This is a genomic window from Fibrobacter sp. UWB4 (assembly GCF_002210345.1).
In the GTDB taxonomy this organism is placed as follows: domain Bacteria; phylum Fibrobacterota; class Fibrobacteria; order Fibrobacterales; family Fibrobacteraceae; genus Fibrobacter.
Genome location: NZ_MWQI01000009.1, coordinates 52,415 through 78,762, shown reverse-complemented (window position 1 = coordinate 78,762; position 26,348 = coordinate 52,415). Strand labels below are relative to the sequence as shown.

General features: G+C 49.0%; 18 protein-coding genes and 1 tRNA gene. 3 read left to right on the top strand and 16 right to left on the bottom strand.

Annotation, left to right across the window (positions count from 1 at the left end; all coding sequences use genetic code 11):
• Positions 1-9: 9 nt before the first annotated feature.
• Both B7990_RS12605 and aroA read right to left on the bottom strand, forming a co-directional pair.
• Positions 10-1,602 carry an extracellular solute-binding protein gene (locus tag B7990_RS12605; RefSeq protein ID WP_088641271.1) on the bottom strand — a complete coding sequence of 531 codons (1,593 nt, stop codon included), beginning with the start codon at positions 1,600-1,602 and terminating at the stop codon, positions 10-12.
• Complete coding sequence (aroA, locus tag B7990_RS12600; protein ID WP_088641270.1) at positions 1,599-2,906, bottom strand: 3-phosphoshikimate 1-carboxyvinyltransferase; 1,308 nt, start codon at positions 2,904-2,906, stop codon at positions 1,599-1,601. Before aroA ends, B7990_RS12605 begins: the two co-directional genes overlap by 4 nt.
• Positions 2,907-2,997: 91 nt before the next feature.
• Here aroA and B7990_RS12595 point away from each other — a divergent pair, with 91 nt between their 5' ends.
• Positions 2,998-3,744 carry an acyl-[acyl-carrier-protein] thioesterase gene (locus tag B7990_RS12595; protein WP_088641269.1) on the top strand — a complete coding sequence of 249 codons (747 nt, stop codon included), beginning with the start codon at positions 2,998-3,000 and terminating at the stop codon, positions 3,742-3,744.
• Between the two features lie 73 nt (positions 3,745-3,817).
• On the opposite strand, the gene B7990_RS12590 is transcribed toward B7990_RS12595, so the two are convergent.
• Positions 3,818-5,611, bottom strand: coding sequence for a hypothetical protein (locus B7990_RS12590; RefSeq protein ID WP_088641268.1), 1,794 nt, complete (start codon positions 5,609-5,611; stop codon positions 3,818-3,820).
• Between the two features lie 311 nt (positions 5,612-5,922).
• Entirely contained in the window at positions 5,923-6,783 is an 861-nt protein-coding gene (locus tag B7990_RS12585) for a ComEC/Rec2 family competence protein (RefSeq protein WP_088641267.1), read from the bottom strand.
• A gap of 136 nt (positions 6,784-6,919) precedes the next feature.
• On the opposite strand from B7990_RS12585, the gene B7990_RS12580 reads away from it, so the two are divergent.
• Together B7990_RS12580 and B7990_RS12575 are read left to right on the top strand one after the other, a co-directional pair.
• Positions 6,920-7,276 carry a hypothetical protein gene (locus B7990_RS12580; protein ID WP_014546294.1) on the top strand — a complete coding sequence of 119 codons (357 nt, stop codon included), beginning with the start codon at positions 6,920-6,922 and terminating at the stop codon, positions 7,274-7,276.
• Positions 7,277-7,368: 92 nt separating this feature from the next.
• Positions 7,369-7,442, top strand: a tRNA-His gene (locus B7990_RS12575).
• A gap of 180 nt (positions 7,443-7,622) precedes the next feature.
• Here B7990_RS12575 and B7990_RS15150 read toward each other — a convergent pair.
• The 12 genes from B7990_RS15150 to B7990_RS12510 all read right to left on the bottom strand — a co-directional run bounded on the left by B7990_RS15150 (position 7,623) and on the right by B7990_RS12510 (position 26,236).
• Entirely contained in the window at positions 7,623-10,565 is a 2,943-nt protein-coding gene (locus B7990_RS15150) for a fibrobacter succinogenes major paralogous domain-containing protein (RefSeq protein WP_368668133.1), read from the bottom strand.
• Between the two features lie 51 nt (positions 10,566-10,616).
• The gene (locus B7990_RS12560; protein WP_088641266.1) at positions 10,617-11,516 is read right to left on the bottom strand and encodes a TIGR02147 family protein; all 900 of its coding nucleotides are present in this window, start codon (positions 11,514-11,516) and stop codon (positions 10,617-10,619) included.
• Between the two features lie 171 nt (positions 11,517-11,687).
• Complete coding sequence (locus B7990_RS12555; RefSeq protein WP_088641265.1) at positions 11,688-13,655, bottom strand: hypothetical protein; 1,968 nt, start codon at positions 13,653-13,655, stop codon at positions 11,688-11,690.
• A gap of 24 nt (positions 13,656-13,679) precedes the next feature.
• Positions 13,680-16,592, bottom strand: a complete 2,913-nt coding sequence (locus tag B7990_RS12550; protein WP_088641264.1) for an FISUMP domain-containing protein — start codon at positions 16,590-16,592, stop codon at positions 13,680-13,682.
• Positions 16,589-17,443: a TIGR02147 family protein gene (locus B7990_RS12545; RefSeq protein ID WP_088641263.1), complete on the bottom strand. Its 855-nt coding sequence runs from the start codon at positions 17,441-17,443 to the stop codon at positions 16,589-16,591. Before B7990_RS12545 ends, B7990_RS12550 begins: the two co-directional genes overlap by 4 nt.
• Before the next feature lie 184 nt (positions 17,444-17,627).
• Entirely contained in the window at positions 17,628-19,094 is a 1,467-nt protein-coding gene (locus B7990_RS12540; protein WP_088641262.1) for an FISUMP domain-containing protein, read from the bottom strand.
• A 189-nt stretch (positions 19,095-19,283) separates the two neighbouring features.
• On the bottom strand, positions 19,284-20,579 hold the full coding sequence (locus B7990_RS12535; protein ID WP_088641261.1) for an FISUMP domain-containing protein: 1,296 nt from the start codon (positions 20,577-20,579) through the stop codon (positions 19,284-19,286).
• 11 nt (positions 20,580-20,590) lie between these two features.
• Positions 20,591-22,699, bottom strand: coding sequence for an FISUMP domain-containing protein (locus tag B7990_RS12530; RefSeq protein WP_088641260.1), 2,109 nt, complete (start codon positions 22,697-22,699; stop codon positions 20,591-20,593).
• 8 nt (positions 22,700-22,707) lie between these two features.
• Positions 22,708-23,538 (bottom strand): TIGR02147 family protein, encoded by an 831-nt coding sequence (locus B7990_RS12525; protein ID WP_088641259.1) that lies wholly within the window; start codon positions 23,536-23,538, stop codon positions 22,708-22,710.
• A 266-nt stretch (positions 23,539-23,804) separates the two neighbouring features.
• Positions 23,805-24,965 (bottom strand): sodium ion-translocating decarboxylase subunit beta, encoded by a 1,161-nt coding sequence (locus B7990_RS12520; protein ID WP_014546278.1) that lies wholly within the window; start codon positions 24,963-24,965, stop codon positions 23,805-23,807.
• Between the two features lie 14 nt (positions 24,966-24,979).
• Positions 24,980-25,345, bottom strand: coding sequence for an acetyl-CoA carboxylase biotin carboxyl carrier protein subunit (locus tag B7990_RS12515; RefSeq protein WP_088641258.1), 366 nt, complete (start codon positions 25,343-25,345; stop codon positions 24,980-24,982).
• Positions 25,346-25,393: 48 nt separating this feature from the next.
• Positions 25,394-26,236: a hypothetical protein gene (locus B7990_RS12510; protein ID WP_088641257.1), complete on the bottom strand. Its 843-nt coding sequence runs from the start codon at positions 26,234-26,236 to the stop codon at positions 25,394-25,396.
• Positions 26,237-26,348: the final 112 nt, after the last annotated feature.

Sequence of the window (26,348 nt, the reverse complement as noted above, 5' to 3'; positions counted from 1 at the left end):
AATCGCGAACTACTTTTTCCTTCTTCTATAGCACACCACAATCACGCAAAGCAACAAAACGCCTGCACCCAGAATAGCGAGCAAATACTTCGAAGAAACCAGCTTGTACTTAAATTCGTCAACAGAAGGCAGTTCATACCGTCCAATAATATTTGCAGAGTTTTTCGGATAAATTTCCTTATAATCATACAAGAAGAACTGCTGTGCCCAATGCATCCGTTCCGAGTCATCCAAAGTATCCGGGAAATCCAGCACCTTGTTGATTTTGGCATTAGCATCGCAAACCATCTTGGCAAGTATTGCACTGCGGCGTTTCTTGTTCTTCGTATTCACAAACAAAGTTCCCATGCCATTCGACAAGTCAATCAGGATCTTTTCGACCTCGCCCCATTCCGGGATATTCGGGAAGCTGCGGCTATGTTCCAGGCCAGCAACAATCTTAGAATAGCGCGAGTCGCGGTTCCAGATGTGGAGAATGCTCCTGTCCGCAGGCAAGAACCCAACCTGACGCGAGAACGCATCGATGTTGTCTGCACGGAGCATGTAGGCAAGCAGCTGCTCGGCAAGGGCATACTTGGACGTATCCTTCTTGTTGCCAAGAGCCAGATGGCTCCCGCCCATGAACGAGAATTTGCCATGCGGTCCAGAAGGGAGTTCCAGGACCTTAATGCCGTCTTTCGCGATTGCAGAATTAGCAAGGCCACCGGCTTCTGCCGAATATTCCAGCTGCTTGATCAGTTCCGACGTTCCATAGTGGATCACGCGTTCCGAGCGCACAAAGCCATCGGCATTATCCGAAGAGTTTTCGAACAAGCTATGAGGCGCCATTTGCGCATCGCCCATAATTTTCGCATAAAGCGCAAGACCGACAAGCGTATTCGAATCTAGAAGCGCACTGCGGTACCCCTTGCCCGACGGCACCACAAAATCGCCTCCGTGGCTCCAGACAAACGGCGCCATGCACTGCTGCCCCGCCCAGTCATCCTTGCCCGGGAGCGCAAACGGAGTCACCTTGACTCCAGATTCATTTTTCAAATCGGAACTTGCGATCGTTTTCAGCACTCCCAAGAACTGCGAGTACGAGTCCATATCGGCATCTTCAAAGCCCAGTTCCCGCCAAAGGCGCTCGTTTACAAAGAATCCGCGGACATCGATAAACCACGGCACGGCATACATCTCGGGGCGTCCCGAAATATGCGCACTGCGAAGCCCCTCGCCCAAGAATCTTGCCGAATCAATTTGCGGCATCAGGTAATCGACCGGACGAATATGCCCAGCCGCAGCAAAATGCGGGACCCACGTTGAACCCAGCTGAATGACATCCGGGGCAACCTCATTCGAATCCGCAAATGTCTGCGCGATCCTGTTAAAAGCCTCGCCCCAGGTCAAGGACGTCAGCTTTACGGGAATCCCCGTCTCGCGATAGAACTTTTTCACAAGACGAATCATCGCGTTCTTCGATCCAAGGCCGTTATCCATAACCCAAATCGACAGCGTGTCAGAAGCAGCGGCTTCAGTAGCAAAGGCGCCAAGCACAAGGCAGATGCATAAAGCAAGCCGTGCAAAACCTGTGACAACTATCTTTTGGGCTAGATTTATCATTGAGCGAGCCTTCCGAAATCTTCAAAGAAATGAGGATAAGTCTTATTCACGCAAGCAGGGTCAAGAATCTTCATGGGCACACCTCCGAGCGAAACGAGACTGAAGCACATCGCCATGCGGTGGTCATTGTAAGTTTCGATCGTTGCCGGCTGCAACTGTTCCGGCGGCTCGATCGTAATCGTATCCATGTCGGCGATCACGCGGGCGCCCACTTTCTGCAGTTCTGCTGAGATGGCCGCAATGCGGTCCGTTTCCTTCACGCGCCAGCTGCCAATGCCACGAATCGTAGTCGTACCCTTTGCAAAGAGCGCGAGCACGGAAACAGTCATCGCCGCATCCGGGATATCGTTCAGGTTCATGTCGAGACCCTTCAGTTCACAACCGCGGCCATCGCATTCAATCCAGTCCGGACCGATTTCAATCTTTGCGCCCATCTTCTCGAGGACCTTCGCAAAGCCGACATCGCCCTGATGGCTCTCTTTACCGACACCGAGCACACGTACCTTGCCCTTGGCAATTGCGGCAGCGGCAAGCGGATAGCTTGCAGAACTTGCATCGCCTTCGACAAAGAATTCACCGGGGGACTTGTAGCAGCCCTGCGGTACGTAGAAATCCGTAAGACCGTCATGGCGCACGTCAACACCGAATCGCTTCATCACGTCGAGCGTGAGTTCGATGTACGGCGCAGAAATCAATTCGCCTTCCACATGGATATGGAGCGGAGACTTGCAGTACGGGGCGCAAATCAGAAGCGCCGTGAGGTACTGGCTCGAAATATTCCCGCGGACACTCACATCGCCGCCCTTGAGGCCATCGGCCTTGATGCGGACCGGCGGGTAGCCTTCGGATTCCAGATACTTGATATCAGCATCCAGCGTACGGAGTGCATCGACCAAGTCGCGGATCGGGCGTTCGCTCATGCGTTCTTCGCCACGCAAGATAAACTTGCCCCAGCCAAGCGAGAGCGCCGCCGTCAAGGAGCGCATTGCAGTCCCCGCATTCCCGAGGAAAAGCTCAATAGACGGACTTGGGCCGTCAAACGGGCCACCATGCCCTACGACAACGGCATCCTTGAAATCGTCCGTAAAATCAATTTTCACGCCCAGGCGCTGCAACGCCTCCCCCATATAGCGGGTATCATCGCTTTTAAGCAAATTTTTAAGGTGCGTCGTACCTTCGGCAAGCGCAGAAATCAAAAAAACGCGATTCGTGATGCTCTTTGACCCGGGCAGGCAAAGAGACCCCTCAAAAGAATGGTAAGCAGGAAGTTGAATAAAACTAGGGCGGAATTGGAACTCGTTCATACGATAAAAATTATACATTATTATCACATACAGTTTTTTTTCGAAGACGTCCAAAGCGGCTCGAAAAGGACACAACCACGTGAGGAAAAACATGGAACCGGAAGTCACTACCAAAAATTTTGAAGTGCGATTCTCGGATTGCGACCACCACAGCCGACTCAAGCTTTCAAATCTCTTCTTGTTCATGGAAGAAACAGCCATCGCCGACGCCGAACAGAACGGTTTTGGCATCTGGAAGATGATGAGGGCTGGCTACACCACGGTCATCACGCGACTGAAAATCCGAATGCACCACCACCCGGTCTGGGGCGAGAAGCTCTCCATCTCGACATGGGCAAAGGACATTATTAAGGACAAAGTCTGTCTTAAGGATTATTCCATCCTCGATGCGCAGGGGCATTCCATCGCGCAGGCGACCTCATCGTGGCTCCTGGTGAACATGAAGACAGGCAAGGCCGAAAACCCGGCCAACGCACCGTACCCGATTCCGCTCATTCCGGGCAAGAACGCGCTCCCCGAGATGATGGATATTTTGGATCCGCAGGTGGACCCGCAAATTGTAGCGACAGAAATCGCAAAGTACAGCGACTTGGACATGAACAAGCACGTGAACCACTGCCGTTATGTGGACTGGGTGACAAACTCGCTCGATCCGCAGGAACTCAAGAGCCGCAGGATCCGTTCGATACAGATAAACTACATCTCACAGATTCCGCTCGCAGGCAAGGTAAACATTGTGCGGTTCAAGAACACGAACCACCACGCGTATATTTTCGGAATGAACGCCGACGACATGACGCAATGCCACTTTCAGGCAAGAATCGGATTTGCGGATTAGAACATAGTCGGAAGTAGACAGTAGGAAGTAGGAAGAAAACGTAATAGGAAACGCCCCGCGTCATTCTGAGCATTTACAATAGCACATTCTTCAGCAAGCGTTCTTCGACCTCGAAGGCGCTTGGTTTGTCTTTAGGCGTAAGGCGCCGGCCTGTGCCATAAAGGTGCTGCATCATTTCCAGAAGCGTGTACTCGCGATCGAAATAGCCAATGTCTGGATTCGGGCAAATGGTAATCGGTTCGCGAGTGCGAGCGGGCTGCGAGCCACGAGCGACGGCAACACATTCCGGCTGGTAATGGAGCGACGGGCTTTTCTCGCGGATTTCTTCGCGGCCGGCATTCCCGAGGAATCGGCAGATGCATTCACGCGAAAGCGTGACGCGGCGGAGCTTGTCATACTTTCGACGAATGGAAGATTCGAGCAAGCCACGTTCCTGCGAAACATTTTGCAATTCTTCGACATCCGCATTGTACGGGCGCATTTGACAAGCCTCAATATCCTCTTTTTCCAAAGCATCGATTTCGGCCAGGCGGTGCATCACGTACTCACGCGAAGCCATGCAAACGGGATGGTCAAAGCCGGGGATATTTTGGCAAAGGTAATGCTGACGGCACAGGAATCCAGGCTTCAATTCAGGAATCCCGGACTTTTCTGATTCTGGAGCAAAATATTCCTGAATCTTTTGCTCACAGATTCTTGCCGCCGTCGATGTTTGCAGATTCACGAACGGGATGCCGAGCGGTGACGCATGACTGATGCAAACATCTTCGGGCTTTGCGCCCACAAGCAATCGGCGCGTTTCCTTATCAACGCTGGTCGCCTGCGGTACAAGCAAGAACGGGGTTCCGACACCCACGCCATCAATCCCGAGCGACAAGACTTGAGCAATGTCTTCGGGGGCGCAAAGCCCGCCCTGCGCGGTAATCCGCGCAGGCGACGGCGGCGGAAGAATTCCTTGCACAGGAACAGTCGCGGCACTCGAAACAGAACTGCTCGCGGCACTTGACGCTGATGCATTTGCAGCATTCCCCCCCGTATCACAAGAATCCGCGAACTTCGCAATCATCGAGCGCGTGGTTTCGAAAAGTTCTTTACGCTTTTCGACAAATTCCCGGACAACCTCAAGCAACAACTTCTTGGATTCAAAAAACGCATGACCGCCGCAGTTCACGCCCGATTCAATGCGGTATTCGTAAACTTCCAGACCCTTCTTTGCCAAATAGCGGCCCTGGATGAGCGCCGAGCGGTAATCCGAGACTTTCAGGATAATCTTCTTTTTCGGAGATCTTGCACCCGTCCTGTAAAAATCCTTGCACTTTGCAATTTCTTCGAAGACGGACAAGTTCACGCCCGCGCTGAGCACAAGCGCCCCCGCCACCTTCGAAGCGGTAAAGCCGCGAACGGCATCGAACGCGGCCTCGTCATGATTCAAGCCAACCATGATGTTCGCCTGAATTTCACCCGGTTCCATTTTCTCGGTAAGCGCAGCCTCGGCCGCAATGCGGGCAAGCCCCGTCTTTGCAAAAATGCCATCGTATTCCACGCGGAGTCTGGAATCCAGCGGGAGCATCAGAAAATAAAGGTCCTTGTCGCTACCGCCATCAAAGCGGCAAGCACAAAGACGCGTAAACTTGCGCTCTACTTCGTCTGCAACAAAATCCAGATACGAACGGATGCGGCCAATGCGGGTTGTCTGCGGAGAGCCCAAATCAAGGCCCAAGCGCTCCGCGTAAGCCATGCGGTATTCTTCGAGGAGTCCATCGTCCACAAGCGAAATTACCGACGTGATTCCCAAATGCGCTACACGAATCGGCGTGTCCGCCGTATAGCAAATGCCCATCACCGGGATGTGAATTTTGTGAACCATAACCCTCGAAAACCTCGCGAATACCCAAAATGCGAAACAAATTGCAATATAAAAAATAACTGGATCCTTCAGTCACTTCGTTCCTTCAGGATGACGAGTGCGGAATAACATGCTCATTCAGGATGACGAGATGGCGATCCCGGAACGGAGTCCGGGAGGACAAAGCGCAACAAACGAGATGGAGATTCCGCATCGGGGTGCGGAATGACAGTGCTCGGAAGCGGGAATGACACTTTCCCTATCGCGATACCGTCACGACTCCCGTCATTCTGACTCTAGAGCGAAGCGATAGTGGAAGAATCCAGTTATTTCTAGTGCAAAATGCCCATGCTAGGCGAGAGTTCAAAGCGGACGGAACCTTGCAAATCGGTGCGGTAAAGTTTCGTAGAATCGCCAAGCACCAAGTTCAATTTGCGCACAACAGATGGCGCGGGATGCCCGTAGCGATTCCCCTGTCCCGCACTCACGAACGCGTACTTGGGCGACACCTGCGACAAGAAGCTTAACGTATTGCTCCCTGCCGAACCATGATGCGCCACCTGCAAAAGTTCCGCCGAAAGCGTCGGGTTCATCTCGAGCAAATGGCGCTCGCCCACGGAATCCAGGTCGCCCGTCAAAAGCAGCTTGCTCGCTCCAAACTTCCCGAGCAAAACCACACTCGCACGATTCTCGCCCACGCGCAAATAGCTCGCCGGCCACAGCACTTCAAAGCGCGGGCATTCCCCGTCAGCAGAGCCATTAACCCCACCCCCAAAACTTACGTTCCCGCCTCGCAATAGCGTATCCACCGGCGTTCCAAGCGCTCTCGCCACCCGCAAGACGCTATCGCGAAAAAAGCCGCCCGCCGTATCCGGCCCCACGTACAGGCGCCGCACAAAAACGCCCCGCCCCGCAAGCTCCAAAAATCCGCCAATATGGTCCCGATGGTTATGGCTCAGCACCACCCACTCTAGCGTATCGATCCCGCGCGCCAAAAGCGAATCCACCACGCCGACCGAATCGGGCCCGAAATCGTACATCGCATAGCGCCCGCCATATTCGAGAAGCACCGCAAGCCCCTGCCCCACATCGATTGCCGCCACATGCATCGTCGATTCACCCTCCGCCGACCCGCTCACGTACATGCAGCCGTTAATCACTGCCGCTACCGCCAAAACCCAAAAAAGCTTCATAAGACTCCTTTTTTAAATGATCCTACTTATATAACACGCTTTTTTTCGCGAATTTGACCCTAAACACCCCTCACAAAAGCGAAAATTTTTACAAAAACACCATTTTTTACTATCTTTACTACTAATTGAGGTCACTATGCAATTACCTAAGTACAAAAAGAAGAAACGCATCAAGCTCAAAGTCTGCCAGGAACCCGGCTGCGGCCGTGAATTCTGGGGTCACCCGATCGCGAAGTACTGCGAACTGCACCGCGACATCAAGCAGCGCCAAAAGCAAAAGAAGGATATCGAGAACATCGAATCCAAGAACATTATTTTCCGCCACAACTACACGGAAGCCATGGACCTGGAATTCAAGTGCTGCCTCGAAGGCTGCAACAACACGTTCACGATCCGCATGTTCCCGAAGCAGTACGTCTACCCGCGCTTCTGCATGGAACACAGAAACGACTTCAAGCGTGCAAATTTCCTCCGAATCATGCAGAAAAAGTAGTCGCAGCGCACTAAAAACAAATTTTTTGGAAAAAAGTTGTTGCCATCCCTTGAAATTTGGGATGGCTTTTTTATATTTGGTCTCGCTACATGGTGGATGTAGCTCAATTGGTTAGAGTCCCAGATTGTGATTCTGGATGTTGCCGGTTCGAGTCCGGTCATCCACCCGAAAAAGACCTTGCTTTCGCAAGGTCTTTTTTCATTCCGCGATCAACCGTACGCAGGATTTCCGCCTACACATTTTGTGAGTCATAAACGACTCGTAAAAAAGATCCCGCCATTTTTCATAGCGGGACCTACTCCTAGACACCTTCCAACTCCCAAGTACAGGAGTTCAAAGAACGTTTTTAATCCTTCACGCAACGGACACTTTGTCCATAAGTTTTTGAGCCTTGGTACAAATAGAATTTGGTGTATTGGTTATTCATGTTCGAATACTGCGCTTCATACGCATCTTCCTCTTGGGAAGTCCAATAATAAACATCAGAACCAATATTACGCCAGCTAGTTTCAGAGACTCTTCTTCCGGTCGGGAGCGCCGTAAATCCATAGGCATCCACGCCGTTATTATTTTCTGTCCCGGCATAATCCCATCCAGTCAAAGCCTTGAGGGTATCGCCAGCCACGCCCGCGTTCCCTAAGTAAACGCTCAACCAACCCCATTCATCGCGATTCGGCAAGTGCCAACCGTCTGGGCAAATTCCTTGTATACGTTGCTCGCCAAGTTCGCAAGTCTTGCCATAGCCGCAATCTAACGGAGCAACCGTATCAGAGACAAGCGCCACCGAGTCAATTGCGGCAGCCCAAGTGTAATAGCGACCCGACACTTCGCAATATTTTGCACTGTCACGGTAGCACCAGCTTTTGCCCTTCAAGCTCGGGGTCCTGACGCTATCAGAATAGTTCAGGTTTTCCGCCATCCAGACCTTCGAATAATCCCTTTCTTTCACTTCGATTTTCACCACCTTGTACACACGCTTGTCACGCGGGTCAATCATCGAGTCGTACTTGATATTCGGATTAAAGCGGGCTTCTTTGGGAACATCCCAGCTCCATTCTTTCGTCACAACATAGCTACTGCTAGACACAGCCGCACTGCTACTCAATTTTGCAGAACTGCTGCTAGACTTCGTTTCGTCAACACTAGAACTTGAAGAAGATTTAATCGCTGCAGTCGAAGGATCACCCTTGATGCAACGTACACTCTGTCCATATTTTTTTGAACCTTGGAACAAATAGAATTTAGTATAAATGTTGTTTATATTCGAATATTGCGCTTCATACGTACCATCCTCTTCGGAACTCCAATAATAAACATTAGAACCAACATTGCTCCAGCTAGATGTAGAAACCATCCTTCCGGTCGGAAGCGCCGCAAATCCATAGGCATCTACGCCGTTATTGTCAGCCGTTCCGGCGTAATCCCAGCCAGTCAGCGCCTTGAGGCTATCTCCGGCCACGCCAGCATTCCCCAGAGCTACGCTCAACAATCCCCATTCATGGAGCGTCGGCAAATGCCATCCGTCAGGGCAAATTCCCTGCACTCCGCGATTAATTCCACACGTCTTGCCATAACCGCAATTCAGCGGATTCTTTGAATCGTTTGCCAAAGCCACAGAGTCTATCGCCGCCGCCCAAGTGTAATAGCGACCGCTTACCTTACAATTTTTCTCATCATTATTGTAGCACCAGTTTTGGCCTTTCAAGCTCGGCGTCTTGACGCTATCGGCATAGTTCAGGTTTTCGGCCATCCACACTTGTGAATAATCGCTCCCTTTGGGCGAAATCTTCACAATCTTATACACCTGCTTGTCGCGCGGGTCAATCATCGTATCATATTTGATATTCGGATTAAAGCGCAATTCCTTGGGCACATCCCAGCTCCATCCGGAAGGAACCTCAGTTTCTACTTTGGCCGTCGATTCACCCTTCAGGCAACGAACCGACATTCCATCATTCTTATCGTGGACGAGCGGGCGAGCATTATCGTAATCGTAGAACATGTTCACATATTTCGCGCTATCGTTACCGTTCTTTACAGAACTCCAGAAATTCGCGTGATCGCCCTCGTAGTTGTAGTAGACTTCTTTGCCGTATCTGATGCCAGCGGGCAACGCAGTGAAGCCAAAATCATCCGTGCCGTTGCCGCCATTTCTCCAGCCGCTAGCGGACTTCAGTTTCTTGCCCGCTATAGATTCCCCGCCGGCCGCAGCAAACAACGTATCAAATTCGTCCATTGTCGGCAAGTGCCAGCCGTCAGGGCATGCTCTATTCGCAGCAGCCCATGAATAAAGGCGACCGTACTTTGTACAATATTCTGCGGAATCATTATAGCAGTAACTGCAGTCTACTTTAAAGTTCAGGTTTTCCGCCATCCAGACCTGATTACCAATTTTCACGGTTCTGTAAACCTTGCCATCGCGGGAATCCGTCATTGTAGAATCGGCCCCATACATTTCTACGACCTTTTCAAATTCGGGAATTTCATCAGAGCCGCTCCATTTTTCAAGGTTTTTGCGAACCGCTTCGTATTTGCCATCGGACTTTGCGGTTGCCGCCCAGTCAGCCATTTCCGTTTTTGCCTTTTCGTCGTTCCATTCGCCGTTTTTCGTGATGGACGATGCAATGTCATCCATACGGCCTGCCAGCTTTTCTGCATCCAGATCCGACTGCAACAGCACACTCGTCGCAAGGAGAGTTGCGTTTCCTTCGCCCTTTTCATAAATGCTCATGCCTTCAAACGATTCAAAACGGTCCATCACACCAAGTGACGCGAGGACTTCCTTTTCGGCCTGCATTTTTGCATCGTCAAAGGACATCTTCTCTTCGGAGACAAGCTTCATCACGCGCTCGTATTCCAATTCCGTGAGCACGTTGATGTTTACAGACTTTCTGTCGTTCAAATCCGTAATCGCATGGAGCGTCAACTTATCCGAAGACTTTTCACCGGAAACTTCATTGAGATAGTAGCCGGACACTTCGAACAAAGCGCAAGATGCCGAGAGATTCACGTCATCAACGTCAAAGTCGCCCTTGTTGCTCTTGACCTTCCCCGAGAATTTCTCTTCCGTGAACTTCATCGTCTTGCAGTCAACACCCTGCACCGTCACCGCAGAACCCTTGACAAACGGCCCCTTTTGCGCCAAGCCCGCTACATCCAAGTCCTTGATGGCAAGCCCCGCATCTTCCGTGACGCCGCCAGCAACTCTTCCATCCGAGCAAGCGGCAAGCAGGCCAGCCAAAACAATTGCCATAAACAAAGCAATCGATTTACTTATAAGTTTTTTCACGATTCTTTCTCCTTTTTAAACTCTAATCCTTGAGCCGGCATCCGACACCAATCAATCATTACCGTTCTCCTTTCTTTTCCCAACACCATCACCCGAAACCGAGCTTGCCGAATTATCGTCAAGACGTTCGCTCAGCGGGAACAGCTGCAAATTCAGACGGTAAACTTGTTCCGTATCGTCCTCTTCACTCGCGAGCGCCACAATGCGGCGGCGAAAATCCGCGATTTCCTTCCTGATTTTTTCATAAGCACGGCGCGTAAGCCCCATGGTAAGCCCCGACATGTCACGTTCCGAAAGCGGCAGGTCCAGAGCCTTCACCGCAAATTCCCCCATCTGGCGTTGCATATCGCGGGCCGCCACAGGCGCAACATCGACCGACCCCATCGATAACGACTTGTCCGTCTGTTCGTAGTTTCCGCTCTTGTCCTTCTTCAAGAGCTTCGCGCGTACCAAAAAGTCAAGCGTATCGGAAACCTCCGCCGCAGAAATCTGCGGCTTGCACTTACGAGCCATTTCAAGAGGCTTTGCACCCGGCATGTGCGGAGCAATCTCGCGCAGCACCGGATTTTTCCACGACTTGAAATAATCAAATTCCTCGTTCCCGAGCACACGCACCTTGTGGGCATGCGCGAGCGCACAACGTTCCTCGAACGCGGCACGTCTCGCCTTGTCATCTTTCGCATGCGCATACGAAACCATCAAGACAAAGTACGTTTGCTCGAACCCGGCAAGCCCCATTGCCGCAGCAACGGACCCAGCCGCCCCAACACTCAGATTCTTTTTGCCCTCGCAAACGTACTTCAAATACACAGCCGACGAAAATCCCGCATCGCGGGCAAACTCGCGCCACGTAAAAGCCGAGTTGCGCTTGCGTTCATCGTAGTAATCCTGGATGAACTTGCGGTAGTCTGTGTATTCAACAATCTCCTTCATGTGTACAAATATAGACATTTCCACAAATTTCGGAATACAAAAATGGCGTTTTTAGTCAAATTTTACCATTTTCTCAAAATTTACGCAAATTTTAGCATTTTGGAATACAAAACACGTATTCCAGGAATACAAAAAAGGCCCCGCTAGTTTCCTAACGAGGTCTTTTTCACTTTTCCTTTTAACGCGACTTTATTCAGATTTTCCTTTGCGTTCCGGTTTCTGCTTATAGTAGACATTGACATCTACGGTATAGCCATACTTAAACGTATACGACACTCCAAAAAACGGATAACCGACAGTCCCTACTTCAGCGCGAAGCATAAACCTCGCGGCAGGCGTTTCCATTTCGTAAAAATAGCGGACGACAACCGTATCGCTCATATTAGAATTCCGACCCAACGAATCCGACTTCACAAATGTAAAGCCATTATCGGGCAAGGCTTCCAGAAACGGTTCAAACGCCTCCTCGGCAGCCTTTTCTTTTGCCAGTTCAGGAAGGAACTGGTACTGCTGCGATTTTGTCGAATCGACGTTCCGACGGAACTGCCACCTAATCATAAGGGAATCGTCATCATAATCTGCACGGACCTTCGTCGAGGAATATTCTTCCATAAAGGCAAGTTCTTCCGGGAAATCCTTAAAGAAGCGTATCGAGCTATAATCAGTCGTCGGCATTTCCTCGAAGCCATCTTTCAGTACCACGACCTTCACCTTGAAGAAATAGCTGGAGCCATACATAATGCCCATACCTAATTCTTTCGTAATGGAAATCTTGTAGACTACGTTTTCTTTTTTCAACGAATAGACATACGACAGCGTATCGCACCTCACATTATCCAAGGAATCATTATTTATGATGCCTTCAAAAGCGAATCCACGCGTCCCCATCAGATTTACCAACGCACTCGCGATGGAATCCCGTCTTTCACGGTCGTTAACCAGTCGTCCCGGGGAGGTGAGGAACCACACTTCCTGCTTGCCTTCGCCAAAGCTTCTATAGCCGTCGAACGAATATGTCGAATCGAAGAAATCGAGATCCGCAGGAAGAGGCGGAATCGTATCTTCGGGCATACTCGAAGAAGAGCTGACAAACGGATCATAAATCGAACTCGACGACCCATCGCCAAAGCTGCTAGCCCCTCCACTCCAAGACGAAGAGCTGAATTTCGCATCATCGCCCGGAATATGCCAGAGTCCTTTTTCGCACACGAAGTATTCGTTGTACAGTTTGCTCAGCTTGTTCACATTACGCTTGGTTTCGTTTTCGCGTTTTGCGTTGCAAACACCGAGACCGTAATTATCCCACCAGAAGTTCGTCACGTACTTTTCGAATAAAGGCACGGAATCCGCATATTTCCAGCTCTCAACATTTTTGCGCACATTCGCAAGAGATCCCTTAAGGTCTACATCGCAAGCCCAATCCGCAATTGCGGTTTTGGTATCGGCATCATCCCAGCTGCCACCTTCTGCAAGAGCAATGCTAAACTCGCCCATGCGTTCGGTAAGCCCCGCCACATCGATATCGCTTTGCATCAACACGCTCACCGCAAGGAGCGCCGCGTTGCCATCGCCTGATTCGAAGATGTTCAAGTCTTCGGGCTTCCCGAAATCGCCCTCAATGCCGAACGCCGCAAGGATCTCTTCGTCCGCCTGAGCCTTCGCCTCAGCAATGGGTTTCTTCTTCTCGGTCACGAGGAACTTCACACGTTCGTATTCCAAATGCGTGAGCAAGTTGATATTCACCGTCTTGCGGTTTGAAAGATCCGTGAGCGCACGGAGCGTCACCGTTCCCGAAGACTTCTTGCCAGAGATTTCGTCACGGTAATAACCGTTAGCTTCAAGAATCGCGTACTGCGATTGCAAATTGATATCCTTGATGGCAAAGTCGCCCTTGTCACTCTTGATAGTTCCCTTGAAACTCTTGCCAGTTTGCTTGAGCGTGATGCCGTCCAATTCCTGCACGGTCACCGCAGAACCCGTGACAAACGGTCCCTTCTGCGAAACACCCGCAATGTCACGATCCTTGATTGCAACGACGCCTGCATCACCCGAAGCGCCACCAGCAACATTATCGGAACACGCCCAGAACATGGCGCTCATTGCAAGAATCCCAAAGAAACTACACCACTTAAAAATTGAATTCTTTTCCGTGAACATAAGCTATTCTTCCTTTTCTAAAATCTAGTCCTTGATGCAGCGGACGGGGAAACCCATATTTTTGTATCCTCCGTGTATACCAAGATTGCCTCCCGCTTTCGACATGGAGAATGCCGCAACAAGTTCGAACGGTTCGTTATTTTTGAGGAAAAACTCGTCTGAATTCCAATAGTCATCCGTTGTTGTCCACATATACCCATACTCACCATCATCGTCATAGTACCCGCTACTTCTCTTGCGACCTGTAGGGCGGAACGAAAAACCATAAAGATCCACTTCATCTATACAACCTGAATATTCAGATATGAGCATATCTCCCGCGACATCTACTCCACCAACAGCATCTAATAATTCTATCACTTCATCACGAGTCGGCACATGCCAGCCAGCCGGGCAAACTCCACGTACAGGGAACGTCGGAGAACAGACAACACCGTAACCGCAGCCTTTACCATTATCGCTCCATGTCGCAGCACTATCCATGACCGCGCTCCATAGATACAGACGACCATCCTCTTCACAATTATCGGGATCATTCTCGTAACAGAAACTGGTCGAATCCAAACTATCCGTAGGTTGCAAGGACGCATAATTCAAGTTTTCAGCCATCCACACCTGATTGCCGATTTTTACGGTCTTGTAAACCTTGCCGTCGCGTTCATCAGTCAGGGTATCATATTTGCAATCATCCTGATACCGAGACTTGCAGGCCAACGCAATCTTAACGCTGCTGCTAGAAGCCACAGAACTACTGGAACTACTTACTACAGAATCATTATTCTTTAAGCAACGAACCGAACGCGCATCGTAGTCCTTACCAGCGAAGGCTATACCCGCTCCCTTCTCGCTGTAGTCCAAGTTCAAAGTGTACACTTTGATACTATCGACCTCAGTAGAACTCCAGAAAAGAGTTTCGTAAACAGAGTTGTAAAAACCGCCATCGTTGTTCCATAGACCCGCAGGGAGCGCAGTAAAACCAAAGGCATCCGTGCCTCTTCCCGTTCTGTACCAGTCCGTCCGAGCCTTGAGATGCACTCCTGCAACAATTGGTCCACCCGCTTCCATGATCAGCGCACTCCATTCAGTATTACTGGGCAAGTGCCAGCCGCTTGGGCAAACACCCTGGGCTGGCAAAGTCTGCGAGCAAGCCACTCCATAACCACAGCCTGTCTTTATGGAATCCATAGCCGCAGCCCAAGTGTATAAGCGGCCATACTTGGCGCAGCTATCCGCGGAATTTTCATAACAGATACTATTCTCCACTTCGTAGTTCAAGTTCTCCGCCATCCATACCTGACCACCGATTTTTACAGTTCTGTAAGTCTGGCCATCGCGCAAGTCTTTCAGCGTATTTGCAGAGGCGTCGTATTTACTGCCGGCATCCGCCTTTGCGGAACCGCTGCTGGATGCCGGAACAGTTCCGTCATCACGTTTGACGCAGCGGACAGAGTACCCAAAGTCCTTAGCGGCATAACCCCTGAAGCTTACGTTGACATCGTCATAGTCCAAGTACATCGCATACGCGCAGCCGTTACCGGTCTCCGGAACACCCTCGCTACCGCACTCCGTAGAACCCCAGAAGCTCGTAGTGTAACCCACGCCATAGTAACCCGGATGGCCGAAGCCTGCAGCCAGCGCCGAGAACCCGAAAGCGTCAGTGCCGTTGCCGCTTTCACCATCATCGTCATTCCAGCCATCGGTAGACTTCAGTTTAGAGCCAGCTCCTTTTTCGTCACCCACGGCCTTGATTAAAGCCACAAAATCATCTTCGCTAGGCAAATACCATCCATCGGGGCAAACACCACGAATATTCCCAGATGGCAGATTACATTCCTTTCCTACCCCGCACTCATCCTCCGACTTGCCCACCGCCGTGGCCCAGGTGTACAACCGGCCATACTTTTCGCAATACTCTGCACTATCGTTGTAGCAAGAACTGAACGCTGTTTCAAAGTTCAAGTTCTCGGCCATCCACACCTGATCGCCGATTTTTACGGTTCTGTAAGTCTGGCCGTCGCGCAAGTCTTTCAGCGTATTTGCAGTTGCGTCGTATTCACTGCCCAGGGTAACAGAGTCACCGAAGGTTTCGATATATTTCTCGAAATCAGGCGCTTCATCGGCATAGCCCCAGCTTTCGACATTCTTGCGAATCGAATCAAGAGTACCGTCAGCCATAGCGGCAACTCGCCACTTTTCAATTGCAGTCTTTGCGGAAGAATCATTCCACTTGCCAGTTTCCGCAAACGAATCCGCAAACTTTTCAAGGCGTTTCTCGATTCCGGCCACATCCGTTTCCGCCTGCAACAGCACACTCACAGCAAGCAGAGCCGCGTTCCCGTCACCCTTTCCGAAAATGTTCAAGTCTTCGGAACTATCAAAGTTGCCCGCGATACCGAAAGCTGCAAGCACTTCTTTTTCGGCCTGTTTTTTTGCATCCGCGAAATTCATCTTCTTTTCGGTCACAAGATACATCACGCGTTCGTATTCCAGCTCGGTAATCACATTGACGTTCACGTTCTTGCGGTCCTTAAGGTCTGTCAGCGCATGGAGCGTAATTTCACCCGACGACATCTTGCCGGTAATTTCGCTGCGGTACTTTCCCGTAGCCTCAAGCACTGCGCACGACGACTTGAGTGAAACATCATCCACCGTAAAGTCACCCTTTTCGCTCTTGACCTCGCCTTCAAAATGCTCGTCCGAGAGCTTCATCGACTTGCAATCGATTCCAAGCACGGTCACCGCAGACCCCGCAACAAACGGCCCCTTCTGCGTCACGCCTGCAATTTCACGATCCTTAATCGCAACGACGCCAGCATCACCCGAAGCTCCGCCAGCGACGTCAACATCGGAACAACCCGCCATAAAGACAGTCGCCACGGCAATCGACAATGCATTTGCAAGGCCATTTCTAAATCTTTTATACACATTCCATCTCATTTCGTTTTGTCCTTATTTAAATCCGTTTCATTTTTATTCAAGCGTTCGCTCAGCGGGAACAACTGCACGTTCAAGCGGTAAACCTGTTCCGTTTCATCTTCCTCAGTCGCAATCGCCACCACGCGGCGGTAATAATCTTCCGTCTCTTTTTTGATGCGTTCGTACGCACGACGCGTAAGACCAAGCGTATAGCCCGACATCATGCGTTCAGAAAGAGGCAAATCAAGCGACTGTATCGCAAACTCTCCCATCTGGCGCTGCAAATCACGAGCCGCCAAGGGAACCGCCTCCACAGGCGCCATCCTGATGGCCTTATCTGTTTGCTGGTAGTTTCCGTTTTTGTCCTTCTTTAAAAGCTTTGCCTTCACCAAAAAATCAAGCGTCTCGGAAACTTCCGTTGCCGAAATCTTCTGCTTGCAAGCTCGCGCCATTTCGAGAGGCTTTGCGCCGGGCATGTGCGGAGCCAATTCTCGAATCACGGAATTTTTCCACGATTTGAAATAATTGAACTCTTCATCCCCAAGAACACGCATCTTGTGCGCATTCGCAAGCGCACAGCGTTCTTCAAATGCAGCGCGCTTCGTCTTGTCATCTTTCGCATGGGCATACGAGACCATCAGGACAAAGTAAGTCTGTTCAAATCCGACAAGGCCCATGGCACTTGCAACAGAACCCGCAGAACCGACACTCAGATTTTTCTTTCCCTCGCAAACATACTTCAGATAGACATCCGACGCAAAACCCGCCTTCTGCGCAAACATATGCCAAGAAAACGCCGATGTGCGTTTACGCTCGTCATAGTAGTCCTGGATGTACTTGCGATAATCCGTATATTCAACGATTTCCTTCATGAGTACAAATATAACTTTTCCGGCGTATTCAGAACATAAAATTGGCGTTTTTCGTCAGATTTTACTAATTTTCGCTAAATTTTCAAAAATTCTAATATTTTAGAACATGACTGTATGTTCTGAGAACATGAAAAGACCTCGCTAGTTTCCTAATGAGGTTTCAAATAGTGAAAAAATCGTTCAACTAATCTCTGACGCAACGGACGAAGAAGACATCACCCTTTTCTTTCATCGACCAATAAAAATAACCGTCACTATTTACAATCAAGGCACGGCGATATCCCGTATACGAAACATCAGCAGTCCAATAAGAAGTCGAATTAGCCCCCGACGCCAAAATGATATTCCTTTCAGCTTCCGAGAAAAGCTGTTTTATGTCATTTTTGGAAGCAGCATCGTCCAAATGTATAAGATGCTCAAATACAGGAACACGCCAGCCACTAGGGCATATACCCGCAACAGGATCACCGTCGGGGTCATAGTCATTGTAGTAGGATCCATCACTATAAATGCTTATTCCAGGAGATTTATAGAGATAACCATAAGCATCGCAGTTCCCAAAGAAGCATTCAAAATCACCGTTATCAAACCTGAGATTTGACGCCATCCAGTCAACTCCATCCACATTCCAATATTTATACACATGACCATCACGGGGGTCCCTCATCACAGAACAAGAATCACAACCGCCGTAAAATTCATTCTTATTTGCAACCCATCCACTATCCTTATCACAGACAAAATTCATGCCATAGAGAGCACTGGTTTCATTAGCATTCTTCTTGCGTACACCCACATTCGAAGCATCGCATTTTCCAAGACCATACAGGTCCGTCCAAAAACGGTTCACATAAGGTTCAAACGCCGGAACATCGGCAATTTTCCAAGCTTCTATATTCTTGCGAATTTCCAGAAGTTCGCCCCATATGCTCAACTCACAAGCATAATCGGCAATTTTCACTTTGAGAAGAGAATCATCCCAAACGCCATCACGAGCAAAATCATCGCTCAACGCGACCAAGCGTTCCATAAATTCAGGTTCACTTAAATTTCCCAGCAAAAGGACATTTATCGCAAGCAGAGCCTTGCCTCCTTCACTATCCTCAAAAATACTCAAGTTTTCAGCTTTTTCAGAAGCTGGCATATTAAAAAAGTTTAAGAATATTTCTTGCTCCGCCTTGTTTTTGGCTTTTACGAAAGACATTTTCTTTTGATCCAACAACACACGAATTCTCTCATATTCCAAGTGGGTCAACAAATTGATATTCACATGAGAACAGTTCGACAAATCCGCAAACGCCATCAAAGTTATCGTGCCACCCGATTTTTTACCCGTCACCTCATTGCGGAAATACCCATTGGCCACAAGCAGTGCATACGGGGAGTTCAAATCAACATTATCGACCGCGAACTCACCTTTATCATTTGCAATCTTCCCCTTAAAACTTTTTCCAGTCTGTTCCAAGGATTTCGCATCAAGTTCCTGAAGGGTCACCGTGGCTCCCGTCAAAAAAGGACCTTTTTGCGAAACGCCATCAACAGTTCCGTCAAAATGCAATCCAGCTCCTGGAACCTCCATTGGATTTTCCGAAGAACAACAGCAAAGCAAACAGAGAGCAATAAACAGCACAAACAAAGTCATCTTTTTCATCTGATTATCCTCCTTTTTTAAAAGTTCCTTACGCAACGAACAGGTCTTGCTGCACCATAATCTCCAGCAAAGGAAGCCCCATTCGAGTCTATTTTCAGAATATAACGGTCACCCATAATTGAAGTCGATATCCAAAATTCGCCTACCTTGTGAACACCTATATATTCAGATGTAGCGGCACTCCTATGCTCAACACGCCCCCCCCATCACTGCAGCAAAGCCATCTACAGATCGCAAGCCAACGGCCGCTTTTTCACTTCCACCATACGCATCTATCAGAGCTTGTGCTTCTTCCTGCGTCGGCAACCGATATCCATCCGGGCACACATTCAAAGCATCATATGCATAAAAGTACCCGCCATAAGTAATACATTGTTTTTTTTCCATTTCTTCCATCCTTAAAACACTATCAATAAGATCTGGAAGATAGCCAACGTGGGACTTCTGTTTCTCACATCCAACATTTCTAGGCGCCCAATAAACGCCAGCAACATTAATATCGCCTGCATTTTCTCGATACGCAATCAAGCTCCAGCGATGATTCGAGTTACATACGAACTCATCCAGATAAAACAAGCTGTTTTCATTTATGTTAGGACGAACCTCATGAAAGTTTTCATCACTACATACGCCCAATCCATATTCGTTAGACCAAAAAAGGTTGATATACGTTTCAAACGGAGGGACAGACTCATTCCAAGATTCCAAATTTTTCCGAACTCTTTGCAGCACACTTAAATCAGAACCATTTGCAACTTCGGAATACACGGCCCAATCTGCAATTTCCGCTCTATCCGTTCCCGACCATGTTCCATTCTCGGCAAAAGCAAAAGCGGCCCTAGACATCCGTTCCGAGAAATCCGCCTCCGTTGAACTGTCTTGCAGCATTAGCACACTCACAGCAAGCAGCATCGCACCACCATTTTTTTCTGAAAAAATATCCATATCTTCTGGAACCGCATTTTCATTCATGAAGCCAAAAGACGTAAAAAGTTCCTGTTCAGCTTGTTTTCTTGCGGCATCAACGGAAAGTCCATGTTTTTGGACAAGATTAAGAATTCGACCCGATTCAAGATGCGTAAGCAAGTTCACATTCACATGATTACGCTTTCTTAAATCCGTCAAGGCGTTTAATCGAATCTTTCCATCAGAACTTTTTCCCGCAATTTCGTTTCGAAAATAGCCTTCAACTTCGAGCATTGCGTATTGAGAAACAAGACTTACACCTTTGATAGCAAAATCACCTTGATTGCTTTTTACAAAAGCTTTAAAACTTTTCCCAGTTTGAGCTAAAGTTCGTCCATCGAGTTCCTGGATCGTCACCGAAGATCCCGTCAAGAAAGGTCCCTTCTGCGTAACACCTGCAATTTTACGATTCTTAATCGCAACAACGCCATCCAAAACGCCTCCCACAACATCACCACCGGAACACGCCAAAAGAACTATTCCCAAAGCAAGCAAAAAGAACAACATCCTTTTTTTCATACCCAGCCTCCTTATTTATCCTTTACGCAGCGAACGGCTAAATAGCGATCCTGTTTTCTTTCAAGAATTAATCCAGCTTCTTTATCACGCATCTCGATTACCCAAGCGCTTTCGATATATTCATCACCGTAACGTTCCTTAACAGTGGTGTCGGATTTTGTCCAAAAAATATGTTCTGCATTATATTTTACACTAAAATCATAAGGATCATTCTCTCCTTGAAGAATATGGTCTCCTTTATCCCATTCTCTATAATCACACAATCTATATCCGATATCATAAGTACTCCCCTTAACCACTCCATTCGCAACAAATGTCAACATTTCATCCCAATCAAACCGACTTGGAAGACGCCAACCTTCGGGACATACATTGTAAGCGGAATCAGAGGCAACAGCCTCAAGCCATGAATAACGGCAGCCATCATCATCGCACATCGAAGTATCCAGCACAGGTTCTCTATAGCGTAGGTTTTCTGCCAACCAATATTTGCCATCTATTTCAGTAAAACGGTACACTTCATCATCGCGCACATCTTTTATGTAGCTGTCCGCACTATATTGTTTCTGTTCACGAGCATCCTGTTTTTTATCCGATTCTGGACTAACAACACAGCGAACAGAAGCGCCAGAGAAATAATCAGTAATTTTTTTTATTTCAGCCCCTGCAGAATCAATCCATAAAACAAAATTTTCATAAGAATAAATATCCGTCGTCGAAATCCATATCGCGACACCCTTTTGTTCATATTCTTGTCTGTGGCCATTTTTATCATACCACCAAAAATCTATACTGAAGGGCCCGTCCTGCAGCGCATTGAAGCCATCCACCGCCATCAACGAATCAGCAGCACTTTTCCCGGCACCACCATATTGTAACAACAAATTTTCAACTTCGTCATATCGAGGCAAACGAGATCCTACAGGGCAAATTTTCGATGCAGATTCATACTTGTACAAGTACACACTTTTAAAAGGCTTTGGGCCATACTGCAAATTGCTAATCATCCAAAAGGTATCCCCAAAGCGTTTCATCTTATATGTCTTTTGTTCTTGCAAATCAACTATTCGAGAAGAATCGGAGTCCGAAAAATCAGCGACACCCATCCAAATCCAATGCTTATGATAGTCTCCATCGCATTTAAACTTCATATTATAGAACTTGCTATGCTCATCTGCATTATTACGTATTTCACCCACGTTTTCATCACTACACTCACCAAGCCCATATTCTTTTACCCAAAAATCATACATATACACTTCCAAAGTAGAATCTGCATAATATTCCCTCTTCAAAGGGTCCACATTCCAAGACTCCACATTTTTCTTAATCTCGGTGATTAAGGGCCTAGTGGCACCATAACCTGCATCCCAATATTCCTTTTCTGTCAGGAACGCCCAATCCGCAACTTCAGCCTTTTCGGGTCCATTCCAGACTCCGCTATCCGCAAATGCAATGGCCGCTTTCGCGAGCAGTTCAGAGAACGCCGCTTCAGCTCTCTCGCCTTGCATCAAAACAGATATTGCAAGCAACACGGAACCATTTTTATTTTCAAACAAATCCAAATCTTCGCTATTTCCAACATCATCCGTAACAGCAAAAGATTTCAGAACTTCCCTTTCCGCCTGCTTTTTTGCTTCCACAAATGTTTTTCCATCGCGTCGAACCAAAGTCAAAATACGGTCTACCGTCAAATGGGTCAGAATATTCACATTCACATGGCTACGATCCGACAAATCCGTAAGAGCATTTAACGCAATCATTCCCTCGGATTTTTTCCAAGAGACTTCATTCAGATAATAACCGTTCACTTCCAACAAGGCATACGGCGAAACCAGATTTATACCACCAAGCACAAAATCGCCCCGATCGCTTTTCACACTCGTTCTAAAGCTTTTCCCAGTCTGAGCAAGCGTTTCACCATCGAGTTCCTGGACCGTCAACGAGGAACCTGTCAAGAACGGCCCCTTCTGCGTCACGCCCGCGATTTCACGATCCTTGATAGCGACAATGCCCTCGCTTTCATCACTCGTGCCGGCGGTATTATTTTCGGTACACGCCCAAAACACAAGCCCAAAAGCAAGCATTGCAAAATTTGATATAAACTTCATCACCTTCATAATCTCACTCACTCGTTTTTGTCAATTTTTTCCGTCAACGGGAAAAACTGAAAGTTCAATCGACAAATTTTTTCTGGATTTTTCTCGTCCGCGACCATTGACACAATGCGCTTGCGGAACGCTGCAATTTCATCCACAATTTTCGCATAGCTTTCTGATGTCACGCCCATCGTGATACCGCTAAAGTGGCGTTCCGAGATTGGAAGCGTGTCAAAAGCGTCCAGCGCAAATTCGCCCATCTGGCGCAAAAGCGAATGCACCGCCACAGCAACCACGTTCAAGCGCCCCGTCGAAAGCGATTGGTTCGCCTGGTGGTAATTGCCCTTGATGTCACGCCTCAAAAGTCCAGACTTGACAAGGAAATGCAGACTATCGCTCACATCCGCCGCAGAAATCGGAGGCCTGCAAACTTTCGCAATCTCGTTCGGTTTCGCACCCGGCATCGCAACAGCCAATTCACGGACAACAGAATGTTTCCACGTTTCATAGAACGTGTACATTTCGCTCCCGAGGATTTTCACACGGCTAGCCTCAGCAAGCGTCTGCATCTCTTCAAAGCACTTTTTCTTCTCTTGGTCCGTTTTCGCATTTTCGTAACGCACCATCAAGACAAAATAATCAAACTCAAAACCCACCAGGCCCATCGCTAGCGCAGTCTTTTTCGCGCTCTCTTCGCGCAAACGAGTCTTGCCATCGCAAACCAGCTTCAAGTACGAGCCCGAAGCAAATCCGGCATCCTTTGCAAATTCGCGCCACGTAAATGCAGAACACCGCTTGCGCTCGCGATAGTAATCCAGCACATATTCGCGGTATTCCTTATATTCAGTTACAGACTTCATGAATTTAAAATTAAAAATTCGCACTCTTGCCTGCAATATTTTCGCGAAAACAAAAATGGCGTTTTTAAACAAATTTCGGCAATTATAAATTAAAACACAAAAAAGTATTTATCCATAAAACAAAAGTGAAATTCTATAAAACAAAAAAATCCCCCGGCGCATTGCCGAGGGAATTTAAAGTTTTCATTTCGTCATCCTGAACAACGTGAAGGATCCAGTAATATCTGGAGATTGCTACACGCTATTCGCAATGACGAATCGGTAAACTAGCTCAAGCGGCTGATCATATAACCAGCGCAAACTGCCGTACCAATCACACCAGAGACGTTCGGGCCCATAGCGTGCATGAGGAGGAAGTTCTGCGGGTCATACTTGGCACCTTCAACCTGAGAAACACGGGCAGCCATCGGCACAGCGGAAACGCCTGCGGAACCGATAAGCGGGTTCACCGGGTTCTTCGGAGAGCACTTGTTCATGATCTTTGCGAGGAGCAAACCGCCGAAAGTGGAGAAGCCAAAGGCAACCACACCCATAGCGATGATCATGAGAGTCTGCGGCTTGAGGAAGATGTCAGCAGACATCGTGAGACCCACGGACGTGCCGAGGAAGATCGTCACAATGTTCATGAGTTCGTTCGAAGAAGTCTTCACGAGGCGTTCAACGACACCAGCTTCCTTGAAGATGTTGCCCATCATAAGCATGATGATAAGGGCAGAAGCATCCGGCACGACGAGCACGCAAACGATCATCACCATCACGGCAAACACGATGCGTTCGGCCTTGGAAACCTGGCGGAGAGCCTTCATGCGAATCTTGCGTTCAGCGTCGTTCGTCATAGCGCGCATGATAGGCGGCTGGATGAGCGGCACGAGAGCCATGTAGGTGTAAGCAGCAACGGCGATGGGGCCGATGAGGTGCTTAGCAAGCTTGTTCGCAGTGAAGATGGACGTCGGACCGTCAGCACCACCGATGATACCAATGGAAGCTGCTTCACCGAGCGTAAAGCCACCAAGAGCGACAGCTGCAAACATGGTCATGAACACGCCAAACTGTGCGCCACCACCGAGGATGAGCGTACGCGGATTAGCGATAAGCGGTCCAAAGTCCGTCATGGCACCCACGCCCAAGAAGATGATGGGCGGGAAGAGTTCCAGATGGATACCCTGGCTGATGTAGTAGTAGAGACCGCCAGTCGGGCTGAACATACCTTCGATGCTCCAGCCACCGTCGTAGAACGCGACGGACGGGATGTTCACCGCAAGTGCACCGATAGCAATCGGCAAGAGCAGAAGCGGTTCGTATTTTTTGACAATCGCAAGGAACATCAACACGAAGCTCACGATCCACATGATTACCATCGGAACGGTAATCTGCGCGAATCCTGTGCTCGAGGCGAAGTCCGCGACTGAGTTAATAATTCCACTCATTGACTTTTACCTCATTAGGCAATGGTCATCAAGACCTGGCCATCAGTAACGGTGTCGGTTTCCTTGACGGAGATAGAGGTGACCTTGCCTGCGCACGGAGCGACGACCGGGTTTTCCATCTTGAGGGCTTCGATAACAGCCACTTCCTGGTTGGCAGCAACAGTGTCGCCAACAGCAACCTTGAGCTTGAACACAGAGCCAGCGAGCGGGCTCTTGACTTCGGTGCCACCAGCGACGGCCGGAGCGGCTGCCGGAGCAGCAGGAGCCGGTGCCGGAGCAGCAACCGGAGCAGCAGGAGCTGCAGCAACTGCGGAATCAAGAACTTCTACTTCGACGTCGTAGGTCTTGCCTTCGAAACTGATACGGACTGTTTTCTTCATTTTTATTTTTCCTGGCTTAAAAGCCTGTTAAGTTTTAAAAGTTGAACCTTACTTGACGATCGTCCAAGCAGGGGAGTTAATGTTTCTGTAAGCGGTCACGCGGCAGGGCTGACCAAGAGCCTGCGTTGCAGCAGCGGTAGCAATCACGAGGAACTGTTCGTTTGTCAGTCCCGGATGTTCTTCGAGGGCGGCGACGGCGGCAATGCCGAGGAACGCCTGGAGCTGCTTGTTGGTGAATCCCGGATGGATGCTCTTTGCATTCGGATCCCAGTCGCAGTGTGCCGGAGCACGAACCGCAGGAGCCGGAGCGGCAGCAGCGGCAGCAGCCGGAGCAGCCTTCTTAGCAGGAGCCGGAGCCTTGACCTTGTCCAAACCGAGCTTCTTCATGATTGCGCTCATGATAGTGCAGAGGACGAGGAGGCCAATGATCACAGACATCACGACGATGAGGCCTGTTGCCTGGAATTCGACTAGCTTGCCAAGGGTGAACTTCTGGACTTCACCATGGCACTTGCCACCTTCCATCTTGCCCTGGCAGTATTCGCTGCCGAGCTTAGCCTTAGCAATCGGGAGCACGGCCGTACCGTTCGCATTTTCGACGGAATCGCGAATATCGCGGGCGCGAACGGACTGTTCGTATGTCTTATAAAGAATGGAATAGCCACCACCGTGAGTTTCCACAATCTGGAAAACAGTAGATTCATCCATCCACTTGAGCTGTTCCTTGATCGGAGCGGCAATGGAGTCCGGCATCAGAGCGATCTGCTCGTCAAAACGGCCAACCTTTGCAGCCTGGGAAGCAGCAGGTTGAGCTACGATTTCAGACGCGAAGGCACCGGAAACCGTTGTCACCGCGGCAAAAAGCATAGCTTTCTTTAGTGTATCATTCATATCGGAATGCGTCCATGTTTAATTAAGTGAACTGTTTGATAAAAATCAACGCGCGTGAATATAGCAATTTTTGGTGGGCAGTAGACAGTAGGAAGTAGGAAGTAGGCAGTGG